Genomic DNA, 19,962 nt, shown 5'->3' with positions numbered 1-19,962 from the left:
GGTGGGCGGCTTTTGTGGTGGGTTCTGGCTTGAGTGGTGCGGTAACCGCTGCCTGGGGACGGGTTGATCCAGGGGTGCTGGTCGGCTATGAAGTGCCATTTGACGTCCCCCCAGGCCTGACAGCCGCCCCGTACGAGCCGAAGCCGCTTCCTTCCGAAACGCATTCTTTGCCTGAGACGGCCCGTTATCGTGAACAGGCATGAACTGCCTGCATCACTGCGTTTTGCTCCGGCGGATTCTGGAAAAACGCCTCCATAAGCGTGTATTCATCGTTCATCCCCCGCTCGAAGCATGCCTGATTCACATCGCCAGATACCGTCCGAACCCACAGGCCTGCGGTTATCACGACGGTTAGCAGAAGCCAGGTAAATATGATTGCATTGACCCAATGCTTCGTTTCCGTATCGCTTTCGATTAACCGACCACCTTCCCCATCCTTGATTCCTTCGCTCTTTTCTTCCATCCCGGCCTCCACTTGACCTGTCTGTCCAATATTCGGGCTGTGGGATGGATATGAAAAGTTGAATATAATGAATCTTGTATTCATATTTTCTGAATGATAGTGGCAGCATGAGAGAGATAAGCCTGGATCGCCTGCGCACGCTGGTAACGATTGCGGATAACGGATCGTTTGCGGAGGCTGCGCGCATCCTGCATCTGGCTCCGCCGACCGTCAGTCTTCACGTTCAGGAACTGGAAGACCGTATTGGTGCTCCATTGCTGTCGCGCAAGCGGGGAAACATCCGGCCTACGTCGGTTGGCGAGGCACTGTTGTTCAGGGCGAGACGCCTTCTGGCTGAAACCGAACAGGCCCTGGACGATCTTCAGCGACAAGTACAAGGCTTGGAGGGCCGCGTACGGCTTGGAGCATCAACCGGAGTGCTGGCGCACCTCCTGCCCCAGGCGCTGGAGGTCCTGGCACGACAACACCCTTCAATCGATGTCCAGGTCGCCGTACTCACTTCTCAGGACACCCTTACTGGCCTGGCAGACGGCGCATTGGATATCGGGCTGGTCGCATTGCCTCAACCGGCAGTCGCTGGCCTTGTTATCAAGCCCTGGCGGCGGGACCCCATCAGGGCTTTCCTGCCAGCAACATGGCAATGCCCGACCTTCGTAACGCCGAAGTGGCTTGCCGGCAGGCCGCTCATTCTCAACGATTCAACCACCCGATTGTCGCGCCTGACCGCTGAATGGTTTGCCAGGGCAGGAGAGCGGCCCGAGGCCCGGATTGAACTCAACTACAACGATGCGATCCGGAGCCTGGTTGCCGCGGGCTATGGCGCCGCCCTTCTTCCACAGGAGAGTGACAGGCCCCCGGCGCAAGAAGCACGAGTGATCACCCGAGCGCTTCGTCCCGCAATGTGGCGGCAGCTCGGCATAGCGCACGTTGCGCAAGTAGATCGCTCAACGCAATACGCTCTGGACGTATTGTGGAGCTTGCGTTAGCTGCCTCGAAATCGATAGCCGATCGCCATTGGAAGCGATCATTCATGGATTGTGGTTTCGAAGGACCCAATTGGGTTGGTCGCAGCCGGCCGCCTTGCGCTCAGGAGTGGCCGACGCCGTGCGGCCAAAAGCAGTCGTTCAAACCATGATGCTGAGTTTGCTGACAAATCCAAAAACATCTGCCACCATATAAACCATGGAACTTAGCAACTTCTCCGCTCACTTTCACCAACGCCGCTCGCAATGTCTCATACGCGGCGGTTTGTTGCGTTCCTAGCACTTTCTCGAGATGTCCCAGTCTCGATTGGGGCAAACAGCAAGCAAGGCGCCGAAAATACGGCGCCTTTTTTATTTCTACTTTGCAGAGAACTGACTGTGCAACCTATCCTGATGGATCTGCCTGAGGCGATTTACACTGAGCGATTGATTATTCGTGCCCCTCGACAAGGTGATGGTCAGCAGGTCTTTCAGGCCACAGTCGAGTCGCTCGAAGCACTTCGAGAATTTCCCGCGCTGTTACCTTGGGCAATGTATGAGCCGTCCATCGAGGCCGCCGAGCTGTTTTGTCGAACGGGGGCCTCCAGCTTCATTGCAAGACGTGATTTTCCACTGTTGTTTCTGCTTCGCGACTCTGAAGTGCTGGTTGGCTGCGGGGGGCTTCATAAGCCAAACTGGACGAACCGAACGTTTGAAATCGGTTGGTGGGGACGGACTCCGTATACCGGGCGCGGGTTGTTTAGCGAAGCCGTCGATGCAGTTTTGAACTTCGCGCTCTCGACCTTCAAGGCATATCGCGTCGAAGCTTTAACCGATGACCTGAACGAAAAAAGCTGGCGACTTTGTGAGCGAATCGGCATGGATCTTGAAGGCGTCCTTCGCCATGAACGAGTCGCGCCAGACGGGACGCTCCGCAACACGCGTATTTACTCGAAACTTCAAGGATGATGCAAGGCTAGATTAGTATCAGCGAGCGCCGGGGCATTCGGACTGGCCCCGACCAGGAGCGGACGATCGATACCGAGGTCCAGATCGCGGAAGATCACTGCAGGTTACTCATATAGCAACGCGATATTGCGGGACACGATGAGCCACGACGAACTCCTTCAAATTTCCCGGCAACTTTCACCGGCCGATATATGTGCGGAACTTCTTGCTCTCAGCATTGTTGAATATAGCTATAATGTTGGGCTCGACGGAAACGACCGGCACCATCATCGATTTCAGAACAGAGGCGGCTATTGATCGCGCTGCGGTCGCAACACTCGTTGATGCACTGCAATCTCGCATTCCGGGTCTATCCATCACGCTCAAATCGTCGTAACGACAGACTGTTATCTCTTCTGAACTGGACCGCTTACAAAAGGGGCGCTGCGTATGCTGATCAAGTTGATCACTTGTGATGTGCCGGTCGGCCTCCGGGTCGAGTTTTCAGAGGCCCAAGGCGCGTGGCAAGCAATTTCTGACACGAGAGGATTTGTCTGTCAGTTTGGTGGGTTCAGTGCAAACCGGGCACATATCCTGAGTCTTTGGGAAAGTCGACAGGCTTATGCTTCTTTCATGAGTTCCTCGCATGACGACGTAGCGGGCAAGAACCAGCAGCATCGTTTCTATAACTCGATTCGCATTGACCTGTTTTCTGAAATTCTGCGTATGCCTGGTACGGACATAGATTCGATTGCCGGCGCACTTTCCCGAGCGATGCATTTACGTATCGCAGATTGTTCAGTTCAAAAAGCTAAGCAACCTCATTTTGTTGAGGTGCAAAAGGATGTGTGGCACCCCGGTATGGTGGCGAGCGGGATGCAGGCCGGATCGTTTGCGCAACACACAACTGATTCCAACCGATTTCTTGTCGCGTCGCTCTGGGCTAGCGAAGAAGCGCATCGAAAATATGTGCAGGACACGTTTCCGAGGCTATACGAGCGGGCTGCCCCACGAGATGACTTGGCGGATATCGCGGGAGAGTTTCTCCAGCTTGAGTACGGTTGGACGCTACGTCCGTCTACTGGGTTGGTTAAAGCTACCTGAACGTCTGCTTCCGAGAAAACTGAAAGACCGCTCAGGGCCTCTTACCGCCGACACCACCGGCGACAAACACCTGATCGATGCGGTCAAAGCTGGCGCGGCGCGCTATGCCGATGGCGCCTTATTGGCACTATCCGCGTTTTCGCAGCGGATCGAGCAAGCCCCTCAGACCGTTATGGTCCATCTCGTGCATCAGCGCGAGCAGGCGGCCGAGTTCGCCCCGCGGAAACCCTTCGCGGGCAAACCAATTAAGGTAATGCCCGGGTAGGTCGGAGATGAGTCGACCTTTGTATTTGCCGAAGGGCATGGTGACGGTGACAAGGCATTCAAGGTCTTGGACTTGCATGGGGATATTATGCAGGGCTTTTCGCTCCCACACTCCGGGCACGGCGCTCCACAGCGTGCTGCCGAAACCGGGACGACTGAAGCTCGTGAAGCCGGCTGCTCATAACGATCTGAAGCCCAATGGATGATGCCTGGGGGCGAGAGGCGATCGGCGCCCTGCTCTCGCGTCGAGCGGCACGCGGTCAAGAGCCGTCAGTCGACGTCATTGAATAGATCGTCAACAATCGGCCAGATATACCAAGGAGATCTGCTTTTTGCCAACCCCACCGGGAAAAAGATATATCGACCGCCGAATGCCCGCTATCGCACTGCGAACCGGGTCATTGGGTCGTGATCATTAGCGCGATTTTCGCGTCGCCGCATATAAACGGGAAACCGCGAAAAAACCGGAGGAATCAGAAGAACGGGAAGAGCGGACCCAGAATAGATCCGCTCAAGCGACGAGTGACATTTCATGCCTTACGAGATGTCCACGCGCGGAGAAAACACGCAGACGCGATTCCCCACACCCAGCCCGTCCCAGCGCCAGGCACGCACAAAATCACGCAAACGTATTAACGATGCTACCCACCATACCATTCGCGCTGACCTGCGAGGACACAGCCGCCTCGGCAGCCACGAGGGCGAGCGCCGCCTGACCGGTCGAAGCAATCGCGTTGGCGAGGCCCTGGCCTCCCCCTTGCAACATCGTCTGCATGGCCGTGCTGGCCGCCAGTTGACCGACATTCATGGAGATTTCCCCGTAGGTTGTAGCGTCGCGGACGATGCTAACACGGCGTCCGGAATCGTTCAGTGACAAACCGGTGACACGCTCCCCTCGCCGGCCGCAGAGCGTTCCGGTGAGGGTTTCGCGGCGCGCGTCCTCCCCGGCTTAAACCGCGAGCTCGTAAACGCGGCGGCTGACGTCGAGCGTCACGTCGCCGTGCTCGCCCAATGCCGTCATGCCGTGCTCCTGCAGCTTCGCGATCAGCGTGTCGATGGACTCGCGGCCGATCTGGTAGTCGCGCAGGCGGGTCGCGACGGTCATCCGTTCGAAGAACGCCCGGGTCGCGTCGATCGCCGCCGTGATGCGCTCGTCCTCGCTGCCCGTCGTGATGTTCCAGACGCGTTCCGCGTACTGCAGCAGCTTCGCGCGCTTCTGGTCCCGGCGCGCGCCCAGCATCGCCGGCAGCACGACGGCGAGCGTCTGCGCGTGGTCGAGCCCGTGCAGCGCCGTCAGCTCGTGACCGAGCATGTGCGTCGCCCAGTCCTGCGGCACGCCCGCGCCGATCAGGCCGTTCAGCGCCAGCGTCGCGGTCCACATCAGGTTGGATCGCACCTCGTAGTTGTGCGGCTCGGCCAGCGCCTTCGGACCGACCTCAGTCAGCGTGAGGAGCAGCCCCTCGGCGAAGCGATCCTGCACGAGCGCGCCGGCCGGATAGGTTAGGTATTGCTCGACGACGTGGACGAAGGCATCGACGACGCCGTTGGCGACCTGCTTCGGCGGCAGCGAATAGGTCGTCGTCGGGTCGAGCACCGAGAAACGCGGATAGGTCGCGTCGCTCGCGAAGAACAGCTTGTCGCCCTTCGCGCGATGGCTGACGACGCTGCCGCTGTTCATCTCCGAGCCCGTGGCGGGCAGCGTCAGCACGCTGCCGAACGGCACCGCATCGACGACGGGGATCTGCTTCGCGAGGATGTCCCAGGGTTCGCCGTTGAACTTCAGCGCCGCCGCGATGAACTTCGTGCCGTCGACGACGGAACCGCCGCCCACCGCGAGCAGGAAGTCGACGTTCTTCTCGCGCGCGAGCGCGCAGGCCTGCATCAGCGTTTCGTAGGTCGGGTTCGGCTCGATCCCGCTGAAGACGAACGACACGCGCTCGCCGAGCGCCGCCTGCACCTGGGCCAGCACGCCGTTGCGCGTGATGCTGCCGCCGCCGGACGTGATCAGGACGCGCGCGTTGCGCGGCACTTCGGCGTCGAGCGCGGCGATCTGGCCTTCGCCGAAAATGATCTTGGTCGGATTGCGGAAAGTGAAGTTTTGCATGGGGGAATCCTTTTGTAGCGGTGTGTAGCAATGAAACGACGGGCCGCCCGAAGAGCGCCGGCGAACCGGACCGTCATTCTGGACCGGATGAAAAATCTCTGCAGCGCCAGCACGCGCATCGCGCCATGCGAGCGCGCCCCGGCACAGGGCGCATTCTGCGACGACCGCGAGCGGCGGCATCTTCCGGCGCAACGGCACGAAAAAAACGGCTTCTGCAAAGAGCGGGACGGCATCGGCAAACCCGCAACGATGGCGCTAGACTGAGCAACCCAATGCACGAAGCGCCGACGGAACATCAACCCGGAACATCGCCCCTTGAACACGACGGTTTTCGATTCGTCGGTCCTTTCGACGGCACGCCTCCAGCTCGAACCCCTCGTCGCGGCCCACACCGCGGCGATGTTCGACGGTCTGCTCGATCCTGCCGGCTACCGTTACATCCCGCAGGAGCCGCCGGCCAGCGTCGAGGCACTCGCGTCCCGATATCGCCAGCTCGAAAGCCGCCGCTCGCCCGACGGCGCCGAGGCCTGGCTGAACTGGGCGCTGCTCGGCCCCGACGGCCGGGCGCACGGCTACGTTCAGGCGACGGTCGGCCTCGAATCGCGGGAGGCCTCGATAGCCTACTTCGTCTTTGCGACAAGCCGGCGTCAGGGCTTTGCGGGCGAAGCGCTGCGCGTGCTCCTGCCGGCGCTCCGGGACGCTTACGGAACCGCCAGGTTCCATGCCGAAATAGATACGCGCAATGTCGCCTCGATCCGGCTGGTCGAATCCCTCGGCTTTTCCGTCGCCCGGTACGTCGAACAGGCCGACGCGTTCAAAGGCTCCGTCAGCGACGAATATCACTACTCGCTCGACGCCCCGGCGCGCGTGCCGTCCGGCGACGAAACACGCCCCGCCGCCGCCGGCAAGCCCCCGACGATGGCGCTAGACTGATCGCCACGTTCCGATTTCCAGCAACACGTTCCCCTCGAACATCGCGGCGAGCGCCCCTGACCGTGGAGCGCCCGCTTTTTTCAACCGGACCACCGGAGTGCACTCGATGAAAGTTTATCGTTTCGACCAGACCGGCAGCATCGACCACCTGACCCCGCACGACGAACCCGTGCCCACGCCTCAGCGCGGCGAGGTGCTGGTGCGCATCCGCGCATCGTCGCTGAACTATCGCGATCTCGCGATGGTGCACGGCAACTACGTCGGCGTGCAGCAGCCCGGCCTTATTCCGCTCAGCGACGCCGCCGGCGAAGTGGCCGAGGTCGGCGAAGGCGTCGACCTGTTCAAGGTCGGCGACCGCGTCATCAACACGTTCCATCCGCGCTGGCTCGGCGGTCCCCCGCCCGCCACGCTCGGCTCGCAGAGCTACGGCTCGCATCTGGACGGCTGGCTCGCCGAATACAAGGTGGTGAGCCAGGAGGCGCTCGTGGCCGCACCGGCGAACCTCTCGTTCGAGGAGGCCGCCACGCTGCCGTGCGCTGCGCTGACGGCCTGGACGGCGCTCGGCGGCTTCTATCCGGTCCGCCCCGGCCACACGGTGCTCACGCTCGGCACGGGCGGCGTCTCGGTCTTCGCCGTGCAGCTCGCGAAAGCGCTCGGCGCGCGCGTGATCTCGACGACTTCGTCGGCGGAAAAAGCCGAACGCCTCAAGGCGCTCGGCGCCGACGCGGTCGTCAACTACGTCGAGGTGCCGAACTGGGGCGACGCGGTCCGCGAGTTGAACGGCGGACGCGGCGTCGAGCGCATCGTCGAGGTCGGCGGCGCGGGCACGCTCGCGCAGTCGGTCCGGGCCATCGCGAACCGCGGCGAGGTGGTAATGATCGGCTTCCTCGACGGCGCCGACGCGGGCGTCGGCTACAACGCGTTTTTCCGCAGCGGCGGGATCTTCTACCGCATCTCGGTCGGCGACCGGGCCGGCCTGCGGGAACTCGTGCGCGTCGTCGACACGACCGGGCTCAAGCCCGTGGTCGACCAGGTGTTCCCGTTCGACCGCGCGCTCGACGCGTGGCGTCACTTCGAGAACCGGGCGTTCCTCGGCAAGGTCGTCATCTCGCACTGAAGGCGAAGGCGCACCCGCCGACGGCACACCGGCTGCCCAGCCACTGCGCCGACGCCTCGCCCGCTCACTCGCGGGCGAGCGCCATCGCCTCCCGGTGCGCGGCGATGGCCATCCAGAGTCCCAGCAGGGCCGCACAGCCGCCGATCAGGAACACGACGGAATAGCTGCCGCGATAGTCGGCGACGAGGCCCACGACCGGGCCCGTCATGCCGTACGCGAGGTCCTGGAACGCCGCGAATCCGCCCACGGCCGTGCCGCGCAGATGCGGCGGCACGCGCTTGACGACGACCGAGCCCATCGCCGGAAACACCATCGAGCAACCGAGCCCCGTCAGGAGCGCGCCGAGGAGCGCCAGCGCCGGGCTCGGCGCGATCCAGAGCAGGCCCTGCCCGCAGGCCTCGATCAGCAGCGAGACGATCGCGACGGGCGTGCCGCCGATGCGGTCCGGCAGATGTCCGCAGGTGAAGCGCACGAACACGAAGCCGGCGCCGAAGCAGGTCAGGCCGAGGCCCGCGTAAGGCCAGCCGCGGCTCGTGAAATAGAGCGAAATGAACGCGCCGAGCCCGGCGAAGCCCACGCCCTGCAGCCCGACGGCCGCACCCGGCCGCCAGATGCGTCCGAGCACGCGCCAGAACGATTCGCGCTGGCCGCCGGGCGAGCGCACCTCGGGAATGGTCCGGATCATCGCGAGCCCGATCACCGGCACGACGGTACAGGCGATCATGAGCCCTGCGAAGCCGACGTCGTGCAACAGCAGCAGGCCGAGCGGGCCGCCGGCCGCGAACGCGCCGTACATGCCCGCGCCGACGAGCGCCATCACCTTGCCTGAGCGGCTCGGCCCCATCAGCGCGACGCCCCACGCGACCGTGCCGACGATGACCTGGCTCTCGCCGAGCCCGAGCAGCAGCCGGCCCGCGATCAGCACGGCATAGCCGGCGGCGGGCGGCCAGCCCCGCCAGGCGGACGCGAGGCAGATGAGGCTCGCGAGGATATAGACGACGAGCCCGCGCAGCATGCAGATCTTGCTGCTCTGGCGGTCGGAGAGATTACCCGCGTAGTTGCGCGTGAGGATCGTCGAGAGGAATGCGATGCCCACCGCGAGGCCGCCGAACGCGTTGCCGTAATGGAGCTCGCGCGTCACGTAGACAGGAATGGCCGGCAGCGACATCGCGACGGCGAGATAGGACAGGAAGAGCGCCGAAGTCAGCCGGACGAGACGGCGGAAGGCCAGGTCTTCGTCGGCGGGCGGAGAAGTTTCTTGAGGCATGACGGGTAGTCCCACGAAAAAGAGGGGCCACGCGCGGAAAACGGCGGGGTGCCGGCACGACCACGCACCCCGGCCGTATCGGTACGGATGGCCGGTAGTGCGTTGGTTGACGTTGAACGCTTACGGCTGGATACCGGCCAGCACCGGATGCGACGCGCAAAGGTAGCAAACCGCCCCTGCCGCGTCAACGCATAGCCCTGAAACTCCGGGGGAAATAAAACGGAAATCACGCGGCAATCACGAAAACCCGGCGTCCTCAGCCGAGCGTGCGCGCCACGTCCTCGAGCGCGTCGGCCAGCACGCGCGCCGGCGATTCGCGCTCGCCCTCGCGCAGCGACACGACGCCGATTTCGCGCGCGAAGCCGGGCGCGTCGAGCGGCAGCGTCCTCACGTCGAAGCGGCCGCGCCGATGCGTATGCGTGAGCGGCACGAGCGCCACGCCGATGCCCGCCTCGACCGCGCCGACGATCGCGTCGATCTCGTCCAGCTCGAGGCTCTCGTTGACGGAGATGCGCCGGCGCCGCAGGAACTGGTCGACGAGCCGCCCGCCGAACGAGGCCCGGTCGTAGCGCACGAACGCCTCGTCGCGCAGCGCCTCGCGCCAGTCGGTATGGCGGCTGCGCGCGGGCAGCGCCAGCACGAACGGCTCCGTGAGCAGCGGTCGCCACGCAAGTTCGGGCGGCAGCGCGAACGGCGGCCGGATCATGACGGCGAGGTCGAGGTCGCCCGCGCTCAGCTCGCCGAGCAGCCCGAGCGAGACGCCCGGCGCCACGCGCGCCCGCGCGCCGGGCATCCGCTCGCGCAGCAGCGCGAGCGCGCGCGTGAGCAGGACCGGCTGGGCCGAGGCGATCGCGCCCACGCGCAGCAGCGGCGCGGCCGTCGGCGCGCCGCCATGGCTGACGAGCGAATCGAACAGCGCGACGATCTCGTGCGCGACGCCGAGCGCCTGCTGCCCGGCCTCGTTGAGCGACGCCGCGCGGCGCGTGCGCTCGAAGAGCGGCATGCCGAGCGCGCCCTCGAGCCGCTGGATCTGCGCGCTCACGGCCGACTGCGTGAGGCCGAGCCGCGCGCCGGCCGCGGCGAACGTGCCGGTCTCGGCAATGGCGATCAGGGTACGCAACTCGCGAATCATGGGCCCGATAATACATCGATAAAATCGATGCTCAGACCATAAATTTTTCGCTTTTGCATCGACAGATCGAATCGTAAAATCGACGCCATCCCGGCCGGCCGGGGCGTGCCGAAGCCACCCGGACGCGCGCGGCACGGCCCGGCGACTATCTCCCCACCCGCTTGCGAAGGACTACCATCATGAGCACCCAAGCCGCATCGATGCCGCCGTTCCACCTCGCGTTTCCCGTCCACAGTCTCGAAACCGCGCGCGCGTTCTACGGCGAACTGCTCGGCTGCCCGGAAGGCCGCAGCTCGCCCGACTGGGTCGACTTCAATTTCTACGGCCACCAGATCGTCGCGCACCTCTCGCCCGACGAGGCCGGCCACCGCAACACGAGCGCCGTCGACGGCGACAACGTGCCGGTCCGCCACTTCGGCGCCGTGCTGTCGATGGAACAGTGGGAGACGCTGGCCGGCCGGCTGCGCGCGGCCGACGTGAAGTTCGTCATCGAGCCGCACATCCGCTTCAAGGGCGAAGTGGGCGAGCAGGCGACGATGTTCTTCCTCGACCCGTCGGGCAACGCCATCGAATTCAAGGCGTTCGCCGACATGGCCTCGCTGTTCGCGAAGTAAGAGAAGCCGCGAAAAACCGGGGCGCCGCGACGGCTACTTGCCCTGCGGCCGCCCCGTCGTGCCGCGCACGATCAGGTCGGTCGGCACGATGTTCTGCGAGCTGATCGGCCGCCCCTCGATGCGCGCGAGCAGGTAGTCGGCGCTGCGCGCGCCGATCTCGTCGGCCGCGAGCCGCATCGTCGTGAGCGGCGGCGTCGTGAAGCTCGAGAACTCGACGTCGTTGATGCCCGCGATCGACAGCTCGCCGGGCACGTCGATCCCCGCCTCGCGCGCCTCCGCCAGCGCGCCGATCGCGAGCAGGTCGGTGCCGCAGATGATGGCGGTCGGCCGCACCGGCCCCTGCATCAGCGCTTTCATCGCCATCTGCCCTTCGATGATCCGGTGCGGCATCTCGATCACGTGCTCGTGGCGCAGTTCGAGCCCGCGCGACTGCAGCGCGGCGCGCACGCCGACGATGCGGTCGGCCGCGCGGTCGCTGTGCTGGGTCATCTGCGTGATCATGGCGAAATGGACGTGGCCGAGGTCGAGCAGGTACTCCGCGAGGCGCCGCCCCACCGCCACGTTGTCGAAGCCGACGTACGGATGCGCGTGGTCCACGGTCCAGCCGTTGACGAACGGAACCTGCTCCTTTTCGAGCAGTTCGTAGAGCGCGGGCGTATGGCTGCGCCCGACCAGCATAAGCCCGGCGATGCCGTCCGCGATCAGCGCGCGGACCTGCCTGAGCTCGTCCTCCTGGTCGTAGTACGAGCACGCGAGCAGCAGCGTGTAGCCCGCCTCGCCGATGCGCTTTTGCAGCGCGAACACGCCGAGCGCGAAGTTCTGGTTTTCGAGCGACGGGATCACGGCGCCGATCGTCTTGGAGCGCTGCGAGGCGAGCGCCCGCGCGGCCGCGTGCGGCGTGTAGCCGAGCGCCTCGGCGATCTCCTTCACGCGGGCCTGCAAGTCCGGCGCGACCGTGCTGTGGCCGTTCAGCACGCGCGAGACCGTCGCCGTCGACACGCCGGCCGCGCGCGCGACGTCCATCACCGAAACGGCGTTCGACTTGCGGCGCGGCGCGCGCTTCTTCCCCTCTCGGGTTGCTTTCCCTTCTGTCGTCAAAGTCCACCCTGCCCCGTCGTCTCGAGGCGCCCGCGCGGCGCCTGCACGGCGCCTACTATAACGCGCCGGCCGGCGCGCGACGCCGCCCTGGCGTCGGGCGAGCCGCATCGGGCCGCATCGAACAGCCGGCGGCAGGCCGGACGACGGAAGGCCGAACCCCTCCGCTCCGTCGCCCGGAGCGGACGGATTTCAGGCGCTTTGCAACGGCGCCGCTAGTCGATCCGCGAGAGCTCGCCCTCGAATTCGACGAGGCAGCCGAAGCCGCCGTGAAAAAGCGCTTCGCGTTCGTCCTCGAGCTGGCCCGTCGCCGCGATCTTCGCCGCGTACTGCTCGGCGTCGTCCTCGGGCGCGTAGCCGAGCCAGCGCACGTTCGCGTTGTCCCAGCGGTTGCGCGCGTTGCCCGACACGCCGTAGGCGATCAGGAAGTGATAGCCGGAGTGGTCGATGCAGCGCCGCACGAGCTGCACCATGTCGCGATGGCTGATCCACGTGAACAGATGGCGCGGCGCGGTCGGCGCGTCGTCGGGCCGGAACGAACCGATGCGCAGGCAGGCCACGGAGAGGCCGTACTTGTCCGCGTAGAGGCGGCCGAGGCCCTCGCCGAACACCTTCGAAACGCCGTAGCGGCTGTCCGGCCGCAAGGCGACGGCGTCGTTGAGCAGGCGGTCGCGCCGGTGGAAGCCGACCGCATGGTTCGAGCTCGCGAACACGACGCGCTTCACGCCCGCCTCGCGCGCCGCCTCGAACACGTTGTAGCAGCCGTCGATGTTCATGTCGCGGATCTTCTGCCAGCTATCCTCGTCGGGAATGCCTGCGAGGTGGACCACCACGTCGATGCCTTCCATCGCCGCACGCACCTCGTCGTAGCGGCGAATGTCGACCGTGACGATCTCCTCGCGCTCGCGCGCGGCGGCCTGCGGCGCGATGTCGGCGAGCCGCAGGTCGTAGCGGCCGTGCAGACCTTGACGCAGCGCGCGGCCGATATGCCCGGCCGCGCCGGTGATCAATACCCGTGTCATTCGGTGTCTCCTGGTGATGCCGGCCTTCGGCCGGCCGCCGCCGCGAGTTCGCGGCGATGATGGGCTTCGAGATAGGCGTCGCGCGACGGCAGCAGATGCTGCCGGCACAGCTCGATGAGCCGGTCGCGCTCGCCGTGCCGCAGCGCCTCGATCATCTGGTGATGCTCGGCGCGCGACTTTTCGAGGTATTGCGGAAAAACGATCGAAACGGAGCGGATCGCGTGGGTACGCCGCTCGTATTCGCGGATCGCGCCCGTGAGCACCTCGTTGCCCGCGAGCGCGAAGAACGCGTGGTGAAACGCCATGTTCACGCGGAACACGCGGCGCAGGTCGCCCGCGTCGGCCGCCGCGTCGTGCTCGGCCTGGATCGCTTCGAGCGCGGCGAGCTTCTCGCTCTCCACGGGAAACGCGATGCGGCTCGCCGCGTCGGTTTCGAGCAGCGCGCGCAGCGCGTAGAGCTCGGCGACCTCGCTCATCGTGAACGACTTGACGAGCGCGCCGACGTGCCGGCGCCGCTCGACGAGCCCGCGCCGCTCCAGCTCGGCCAGCACCTGGCGCGCGACGTGGCGCTTGATCGAGAAGCGGCCGCACAGGTCGTCCTCGACGAGCCGCTCGCGCGGGCTCAACGTGCCGAGCACGATCTGCTCCTCCAGCTCGGCGACGACCTGGCGCGCGGTCTCGTCGGCATGGCGGTCGCGCACGGCCGCCGCGCGGCGCGGCTTGCGAGCCGGCGCGGCGCGCGCCGTGGGCGGCGAAGGCGGATTCGTGGACCGTTCGGTCGTCAGGGTGTCGTCGTTCATGCGCAAACCCGGCAGGCACTCAAACAGAAAGCGCGCAGCATAGCGCGAAAGCCGGCACGAAGCGGCTTGCGTGCCGCAAGCTCATCGCACTCCGAATTGACGCCGACTCACGAACCGCCGCGCGGCACGGTCGCGACGGTATGCGGCGCCTTCAGGAAATCGAAGTCGCAGCCGTCGTCGGCCTGCGTGATGGTCGTAAGGAACAGCTTGCGGTAGCCGCGGGCGTCGGGGTCCGGCACGCGCGGCGGCAGGGCGGCGAGGCGCGCGGCGATCTGCGCATCGTCGACGAGCAGCTCGATCGAGCGGCGCGCCACGCTGAGCCGGATGCGGTCGCCCGTGCGCACGATCGCGAGCGGGCCGCCGATCGCGGACTCGGGCGTGACGTGCAGCACCACCGTGCCGAACGCCGTGCCGCTCATGCGGCCGTCCGAGATGCGCACCATGTCCTTCACGCCCTGGCGCGCGAGCTTGCGCGGAATCGGGATGTAGCCCGCCTCCGGCATGCCCGGCGCGCCGACCGGGCCGATGTTCTTGAGCACGAGCACGTCGTGCGCCTCGACCTCGAGTTCGGGATCGTCGATGCGGCGCGCGAGGTCCTCGGCGTCCTCGAACACGACGGCGCGGCCCTCGTGCTCCATCAGCGCGCTGTTCGCCGCCGACTGCTTGATGATCGCGCCGCCCGGCGCCAGGTTGCCGTGCAGCACCGCGATGCCGCCCTGCGGATAAATCGGCTTCGAGAATGGCCGCACCACTTCCTGCGCAAACGGCGCCGGCGCAGCGTCGAGCTCCTCGCCGAGCGTGCGGCCCGTGACGGTGAGCGCATCCAGATGCAGTTGGTCCTTCAGCTCGCGCATCACGGTGGTCAGGCCGCCCGCGCGGTGCAGGTCCTCCATGTAGTGCTGGCCCGAGGGCTTGAGGTCGACGAGCACCGGCGTCTCGCGCGCCATACGGTCGAGCGAATCGAGGTCGATGCGGATGCCGAGCCGTCCCGCGATGGCCGTCAGGTGGATGATGCCGTTGGTCGAGCCGCCGATCGCGAGCAGCACGCGCAGCGCGTTCTCGACGGCCTTCGGCGTCAGGATTTTCTCGGGCGTGAGCTGCGCGCCGATCATCGCCACGGCCTGCGCGCCGGTGCGCTCGGCCACGCGGATGCGGTCCGCGCTCACGGCGGGCGGCGACGCGCCGCCCGGCAGCATGATGCCGAGCGCCTCGGCGATGCAGGCCATCGTGCTGGCCGTCCCCATCACCGAGCAGGTGCCGACCGTCGCGACGAGCTGGTTGTTGACGGCGTCGATTTCGGCCGCGTCGATCTGCTCGCCGCGAAAGCTCGCCCAGAAGCGGCGGCAGTCCGTGCAGGCGCCGACGCGCTCGCCGCGATGCGAACCCGTCAGCATCGCGCCCGTCACGAGCTGGATGGCCGGCACGCCGGCCGCCGCCGCGCCCATCAACTGCGCGGGCACGGTCTTGTCGCAGCCGCCGATCAGCACGACGGCGTCCATCGGCTGCGCGCGGATCATCTCCTCGGTGTCCATCGACATGAGGTTGCGCAGGTACATGCTGGTCGGATGCGAAAAGCTCTCCGCGATCGAGATGGTCGGGAACTCGACCGGCAGGCCGCCCGCGAGCATCACGCCGCGCTTGATCGCCTCGACGAGCTGCGGCGCGTTGCCGTGGCACGGGTTGTAGGCGCTGCCCGTGTTGGCGATGGCGACGATGGGACGCGAGAGCGCGTCGTCCGTGTAGCCTGCCCCCTTGATGAACGCCTTGCGCAGAAACAGCGAGAAACCTTCGTCGCCGTAGTTGGTCAGCCCCTTGCGCAGTCCCGTGGAGCGGGGTTTGCCGGACTCGTTGGCCATGTAAACGCCTCCTTTACATTATCGATAATATTGACGATGATCCTACGGGTCCCTATAGTAGCTCACAAGTAAGCGCTTTCTCAAACTTTTCTACCCCGATTCCGGAATTCCGATGAAAAAACGTGTTGTCGTCTATCGTGCGCTGCCGCCCGACGTGCTCGGCCTCCTTCAAGCCCAATGCGACGTGATCGTGGCCGACGCGGACACCGACCGCGCCGCGTTCCTCGAAGCGCTCAAGCACGCGCACGGCATGATCGGCAACAAGCTGAAGGTCGGCGCGGCGCTGCTCGAGGGCGCGCCCGAACTCGAAGCTGCTTCCACCATCTCGGCGGGCTACGACGATTTCGAGGTGCCGGCGCTCACCCAGCGCGGCGTCCTGCTCTGCAACACGCCCGACGAGGTGACCGAAACCACGGCCGACCTGACCTTCACGCTCGTGCTGGCCACCGCGCGGCGCATCGCCGAGCTCGACGCCTGGACGCGGCGCGGCGAGTGGAAGCAGTCGGCCGGCGCGGCCCAGTTCGGCGTGGACGTGCACCACAAGACGCTCGGCATCGTCGGGCTCGGGCGCATCGGCGGCGCGGTCGCGAAGCGCGCGGCGCACGGCTTCGGCATGCAGGTGCTCTACTCGAACCGCTCGCGCAACGCGGAGGCCGAACGCGCCTACGGCGCGCAATGGAAACCGCTCGACGAACTGCTCGCGCAGTCCGACTTCGTCGTCGTGCTCGTGCCGCTCTCGCCCGCCACGACCCAACTCATCGGCGCGCGCGAGCTGCAACTCATGAAGCCCTCGGCCGTGCTCGTCAACTGCGCGCGCGGCCAGGTGGTGGACGAGGCCGCGCTGATCGAGGCGCTGCGCGAGAAGCGCATTCGCGGCGCCGGGCTCGACGTGTTCGAGCGCGAGCCGCTGCCCGAGTCGCCGCTCTACGCGCTCGAGAACACCGTGCTCGTGCCGCATATCGGCTCGGCCACCCGCGAGACGCGCGAGGCGATGGCCCGCCGCGCGGCGCTGAACCTGCTCGAAGCGCTGTCGGGCCGCCTGCCGGTGGCCAGCGTGAATCCGCAGGCGCGCGAGGCCGATCCGAAGACAACCAGCCGCGCGGAGTAGGCTAAAGCGCCTGCCCCGCGCATTCGACATACTGCTGGACATACCCAAGAGATAATGGAGGAAACACACATGAATCAGACTAACCGTCCGCGCGGCGTTTATTCGCCCGTCGTCACCCCGTTCGCGCGCGACCTGCGCCCGGACGCCACGCGCTACGTGCGCCACTGCCGCTGGCTCGTCGACCAGGGCGTCGGCCTCGCGGTCTTCGGCACCAATTCCGAAGCCAACTCGATGTCGGTGGACGAGAAGAAGCGTCTGCTCGACACGCTCGTCGACGCCGACATTCCGCGCGAGCGCCTGATGCCCGGCACGGGCTGCTCGGCGATCACCGATTCGATCGAGCTCACGCGCCACGCCGTCTCGCTCGGCTGCAACCACGTGCTGATGCTGCCGCCGTTCTACTACAAGAACGTGAGCGACGAGGGCGTGTTCCGCGCCTACGCGCAGATCATCGAGCAAGTCGGCTCGGATGCGCTGCGCATCTACCTCTATCACATCCCGCAGGTCTCGCAGGTGCCGATCACGCTGCCGCTGATCGGGCGGCTGCTCGATGCCTTTCCCGGCATCGTCGCCGGCATCAAGGACAGCTCGGGCAACTGGGACAACACGAGTGCGATGCTCGAACGTTTCCAGCCGCGCGGCTTCGACGTGTTCGCGGGCAGCGAGAACTTCCTGCTCGCGACGTTGCGCGGCGGCGGGGTGGGCTGCATCACGGCGACGGGCAACGTGAATCCGGCCCAGATCGTCGACCTCTACCGCAACTGGCAGGCCGCCGACGCCGACGCGCGCCAGAAGAAGCTCGACGCGACGCGCGCCGTGTTCGCGCAGTTCCCGATGATTTCCGCGCTCAAGGCCGCCATCGGCCTCTACACGCACGACGAGGACTGGGGAACGGTGCGTCCGCCGCTCGTCGGGCTGAACGCGACGGAGCGCGCGGCGCTCGGCAAGGCTCTCGAGGGCGTCGGGTTCTCGATGCCGGGCATCGAGGTCGCGGCGTGATCGCGACGTAAAACCCGGACGCGAGACGATCCCGGGGACGGGGCGAGGCGGCTGCAAGTAGGTGCAAGCGGATGCGAGCGGCCCCAACCGGGCGCAAAAATGCAATCCGGGCCGCCGCCCGCCTCTATTGCGCGTCTTTAAGCTTCAGGGACCGGGCTGCCGCCCGGCAGTCCGTCATTGCCGCCGTCGCGCGCGAGCAGCGCCTGCCGGCCGGTGGCGTGGGCTTTCTCGAGTTTCAGAAGCGTCTGAAACAGCGCGTAGGACGGCGGGGTTTCGAGCAAGGCCCAAGCCTGCTTCGCCGTCACGAGCCCCAGCCGGACGCTGTTCCAGGCGCTGAGCTCGCCCACCTCGCGCGGGTCGGTCATGCCGGCCTCGCCGGCCGCCGCCTTGACGTCCCGGCCGGCTTCTTCTTCGAGCAGCCCGCGGGCCTTCTCCTGACGCGCCTGACTCTCCTGCGCGGCCTGCTGCTGCGCCGCGTCGTCGGCGGTGGCGTCCGCGGATCTGCCGGCCTCGCGGGCCAGCGCGGAATCGTCCTGAAAACCGAGCAGCGACGACAGGGAACGCGAGCGTACCCGACCCGTCCGCCCGCCCGGCCCCGCGAGACCCGACCGATCCGTGTGGAACGTTTGCGCGACCGGCGGCGTCGAGGCGAGCGGGCCGCGTGCATGAAACGGCTTCGTCGATGCACCCGGGTTCGCCGGCGGAGAAGCGGATCGGGCGCGGCCGACCGTTGCTTTCGCGTCCGGCTGACCTGCCCGCACTGTCGACGGCGCGACGGGCGAACGCGGCCGACCGCGCCCGGGCAGCCCGGACAGCGCACCGCCCGCGTCGGCGCGCGTCGCGGCGGAGGCCTCGTGCTGCGGCGCCTCCTGCGGCCGGGCGTCGTCGCGCACGCTCCCGCCGTCCGACTCCTGCTGCGTCGGAACGGAAGACCCACCGGGAAACTGGACGGATGAAGACATGACATCCCCTCGAGCGTGCGCGGCTTATAGGAGACGTTTTACCTTCAAATAATGTCCCTGTGGTCGTTTTGGCCGTTTCGGGACGAAAAATCATGCCGGACGGATGCCGGTGAAAGCAGGTCGCAAGCAAAAAACGGCCGGGGCATGAGGGCGTCGTGCCCTCGGGCTCGCGTCAATCGTCAGGGTTCGGCCGCGGGCCGGCGCCCTGCGGCGAGTATGGCGGCAGCGGCGGCGAATATGGCGGCGGAGGTGGCAAATAGGCAGGCAGATCCTCCTCGACGTCGCGCAAACCCGACCGCTCCACCTCGAGCGCCAGGAGCGTGTCCCGGAAATCCCTGTCGTTCCTCGACGCTTCGGACAGCGCCCGGATAGCCTGCTCCGCCGTTAGTCTGTCCCGTACGGCGCTCCATGCCTCAAGCCTTCGCCATCCGGAATCCGACAGTCCGAGGACCTGCGCGACCGCCCGTGCACCGTGACCTTGCTCGACCAGCTCGCGGGCCCGTGACTCGAGCTCGTCCCGGGCCGCCGGCGGATCGGAACCGTGCCGCACGCCGTCTTCCGGTATCGGCGCGAACCGGACCGCAAGCGTCCGGTTCGCCGGTCGAGCTTCGCCGGGATGCTGAAGAATGCTGGGCAGCGGCTCCTGATGAGGCGTGCCGGTCAGCCGACCGCTTCTGAGCCGCCGGCTCGGAGACAGAGCGGTCGGGCGCGGGGTAGCCGGCCGGTCGATCGCGCCGGAAGCGGATGTTTCGCCCGACGGGATCGAGGGCGCGGACATGACGTTTCCGTCACGACCGGATGCGCGCGCCTGTTCCTGGCGCTCCCCGCCCGTCTGCCGCACGACGGGGGGCCGCGATTCGTCCGGGCGGATCGCATGCGTCCGCGTCGCCAGTTGAGCCTCGCCGGCCGCCTGGATGCCGGCCAGCTGGAACTGGGCGTTTCTTCTGCGCAGGGTCGGACGGACTGGCAGCGTATCGGATCGACCGGACCGCCTGGACCGACCAGACGGTCCGGCCGCGCCGGCAGATTCGTTGTCGTTTTCGTCGGGAACGGGCATGCCGCCCGGCGAGATCGGTTGAACAGGCATGCCGCCTCCATGACGACCAGAACAGACGATATGAAGAAGCGTTTTACCCGCCGGAGGCCGCCGCTGCCCCGCGAAGCGCGAAAAAACCACGCGCGAAGCGAAGCAGGCCGCCCCGCCTCCCCGGA

21 protein-coding genes are annotated in these 19,962 nt (G+C 66.4%); 9 read left to right on the top strand and 12 right to left on the bottom strand.

Features of this window, described 5'->3' with window-relative positions:
- Positions 1 to 184 precede the first annotated feature (184 nt).
- On the bottom strand, positions 185 to 463 hold the full coding sequence (locus CY652_RS23760) for a hypothetical protein (RefSeq protein ID WP_146010007.1): 279 nt from the start codon (positions 461 to 463) through the stop codon (positions 185 to 187).
- Positions 464 to 570: 107 nt separating this feature from the next.
- On the opposite strand from CY652_RS23760, the gene CY652_RS02685 reads away from it, so the two are divergent.
- From CY652_RS02685 to CY652_RS02675, 3 genes are all read left to right on the top strand, one after another.
- On the top strand, positions 571 to 1,449 hold the full coding sequence (locus CY652_RS02685) for a LysR family transcriptional regulator (RefSeq protein ID WP_102129147.1): 879 nt from the start codon (positions 571 to 573) through the stop codon (positions 1,447 to 1,449).
- Between the two features lie 390 nt (positions 1,450 to 1,839).
- Positions 1,840 to 2,394: a GNAT family N-acetyltransferase gene (locus tag CY652_RS02680; RefSeq protein WP_180970380.1), complete on the top strand. Its 555-nt coding sequence runs from the start codon at positions 1,840 to 1,842 to the stop codon at positions 2,392 to 2,394.
- Between the two features lie 429 nt (positions 2,395 to 2,823).
- Entirely contained in the window at positions 2,824 to 3,477 is a 654-nt protein-coding gene (locus CY652_RS02675) for a DUF4937 domain-containing protein (protein WP_102129145.1), read from the top strand.
- A gap of 127 nt (positions 3,478 to 3,604) precedes the next feature.
- Here the strand turns inward: CY652_RS02675 and CY652_RS02670 are convergent, their stop codons facing one another.
- The 3 genes from CY652_RS02670 to CY652_RS02660 all read right to left on the bottom strand — a co-directional run bounded on the left by CY652_RS02670 (position 3,605) and on the right by CY652_RS02660 (position 5,845).
- Positions 3,605 to 3,820 carry a DUF3820 family protein gene (locus CY652_RS02670; protein ID WP_102129337.1) on the bottom strand — a complete coding sequence of 72 codons (216 nt, stop codon included), beginning with the start codon at positions 3,818 to 3,820 and terminating at the stop codon, positions 3,605 to 3,607.
- 540 nt (positions 3,821 to 4,360) lie between these two features.
- Positions 4,361 to 4,549, bottom strand: coding sequence for a hypothetical protein (locus CY652_RS02665; protein WP_102129144.1), 189 nt, complete (start codon positions 4,547 to 4,549; stop codon positions 4,361 to 4,363).
- A gap of 141 nt (positions 4,550 to 4,690) precedes the next feature.
- A complete protein-coding gene (locus tag CY652_RS02660; protein WP_102129143.1) occupies positions 4,691 to 5,845 on the bottom strand; it encodes an iron-containing alcohol dehydrogenase in 1,155 nt (384 codons plus the stop codon).
- A 30-nt stretch (positions 5,846 to 5,875) separates the two neighbouring features.
- On the opposite strand from CY652_RS02660, the gene CY652_RS23755 reads away from it, so the two are divergent.
- From CY652_RS23755 to CY652_RS02650, 3 genes are all read left to right on the top strand, one after another.
- Positions 5,876 to 6,109 carry a DUF2309 domain-containing protein gene (locus CY652_RS23755; RefSeq protein WP_146010006.1) on the top strand — a complete coding sequence of 78 codons (234 nt, stop codon included), beginning with the start codon at positions 5,876 to 5,878 and terminating at the stop codon, positions 6,107 to 6,109.
- 51 nt (positions 6,110 to 6,160) lie between these two features.
- Entirely contained in the window at positions 6,161 to 6,778 is a 618-nt protein-coding gene (locus tag CY652_RS02655) for a GNAT family N-acetyltransferase (RefSeq protein ID WP_102129142.1), read from the top strand.
- 106 nt (positions 6,779 to 6,884) lie between these two features.
- Positions 6,885 to 7,895 carry a zinc-dependent alcohol dehydrogenase family protein gene (locus CY652_RS02650; RefSeq protein WP_102129141.1) on the top strand — a complete coding sequence of 337 codons (1,011 nt, stop codon included), beginning with the start codon at positions 6,885 to 6,887 and terminating at the stop codon, positions 7,893 to 7,895.
- 64 nt (positions 7,896 to 7,959) lie between these two features.
- On the opposite strand, the gene CY652_RS02645 is transcribed toward CY652_RS02650, so the two are convergent.
- Entirely contained in the window at positions 7,960 to 9,162 is a 1,203-nt protein-coding gene (locus tag CY652_RS02645; protein ID WP_102129140.1) for an arabinose transporter, read from the bottom strand.
- A gap of 256 nt (positions 9,163 to 9,418) precedes the next feature.
- A complete protein-coding gene (locus CY652_RS02640) occupies positions 9,419 to 10,294 on the bottom strand; it encodes a LysR family transcriptional regulator (protein WP_102129139.1) in 876 nt (291 codons plus the stop codon).
- 179 nt (positions 10,295 to 10,473) lie between these two features.
- Here CY652_RS02640 and CY652_RS02635 point away from each other — a divergent pair, with 179 nt between their 5' ends.
- Positions 10,474 to 10,908: a VOC family protein gene (locus CY652_RS02635; RefSeq protein WP_102129138.1), complete on the top strand. Its 435-nt coding sequence runs from the start codon at positions 10,474 to 10,476 to the stop codon at positions 10,906 to 10,908.
- 33 nt (positions 10,909 to 10,941) lie between these two features.
- Here the strand turns inward: CY652_RS02635 and CY652_RS02630 are convergent, their stop codons facing one another.
- The 4 genes from CY652_RS02630 to CY652_RS02615 form a co-directional block, all read right to left on the bottom strand.
- The gene (locus CY652_RS02630) at positions 10,942 to 12,006 is read right to left on the bottom strand and encodes a LacI family DNA-binding transcriptional regulator (RefSeq protein WP_180970378.1); all 1,065 of its coding nucleotides are present in this window, start codon (positions 12,004 to 12,006) and stop codon (positions 10,942 to 10,944) included.
- A gap of 212 nt (positions 12,007 to 12,218) precedes the next feature.
- Positions 12,219 to 13,025: an NAD-dependent epimerase/dehydratase family protein gene (locus tag CY652_RS02625; RefSeq protein WP_102129136.1), complete on the bottom strand. Its 807-nt coding sequence runs from the start codon at positions 13,023 to 13,025 to the stop codon at positions 12,219 to 12,221.
- Positions 13,022 to 13,825 (bottom strand): GntR family transcriptional regulator, encoded by an 804-nt coding sequence (locus CY652_RS02620; RefSeq protein WP_102129135.1) that lies wholly within the window; start codon positions 13,823 to 13,825, stop codon positions 13,022 to 13,024. Before CY652_RS02620 ends, CY652_RS02625 begins: the two co-directional genes overlap by 4 nt.
- A 107-nt stretch (positions 13,826 to 13,932) precedes the next feature.
- The gene (locus CY652_RS02615) at positions 13,933 to 15,681 is read right to left on the bottom strand and encodes an IlvD/Edd family dehydratase (protein WP_102129134.1); all 1,749 of its coding nucleotides are present in this window, start codon (positions 15,679 to 15,681) and stop codon (positions 13,933 to 13,935) included.
- Positions 15,682 to 15,793: 112 nt separating this feature from the next.
- On the opposite strand from CY652_RS02615, the gene CY652_RS02610 reads away from it, so the two are divergent.
- Entirely contained in the window at positions 15,794 to 16,789 is a 996-nt protein-coding gene (locus CY652_RS02610) for a 2-hydroxyacid dehydrogenase (RefSeq protein WP_102129133.1), read from the top strand.
- 69 nt (positions 16,790 to 16,858) lie between these two features.
- Positions 16,859 to 17,788, top strand: a complete 930-nt coding sequence (locus CY652_RS02605; RefSeq protein ID WP_102129336.1) for a dihydrodipicolinate synthase family protein — start codon at positions 16,859 to 16,861, stop codon at positions 17,786 to 17,788.
- A gap of 137 nt (positions 17,789 to 17,925) precedes the next feature.
- On the opposite strand, the gene CY652_RS02600 is transcribed toward CY652_RS02605, so the two are convergent.
- Both CY652_RS02600 and CY652_RS23750 read right to left on the bottom strand, forming a co-directional pair.
- Positions 17,926 to 18,750 carry a hypothetical protein gene (locus tag CY652_RS02600; RefSeq protein ID WP_146010005.1) on the bottom strand — a complete coding sequence of 275 codons (825 nt, stop codon included), beginning with the start codon at positions 18,748 to 18,750 and terminating at the stop codon, positions 17,926 to 17,928.
- A gap of 172 nt (positions 18,751 to 18,922) precedes the next feature.
- On the bottom strand, positions 18,923 to 19,837 hold the full coding sequence (locus tag CY652_RS23750) for a hypothetical protein (RefSeq protein ID WP_146010004.1): 915 nt from the start codon (positions 19,835 to 19,837) through the stop codon (positions 18,923 to 18,925).
- Between the last annotated feature and the right edge of the window lie 125 nt (positions 19,838 to 19,962).

Origin of the sequence: Burkholderia sp. WAC0059, assembly GCF_002870125.1 — a bacterium.
Lineage (GTDB): Bacteria > Pseudomonadota > Gammaproteobacteria > Burkholderiales > Burkholderiaceae > Paraburkholderia.
Note: the sequence above shows the minus strand (reverse complement) of the source record. Positions and strands in the feature narration are given on the sequence as shown.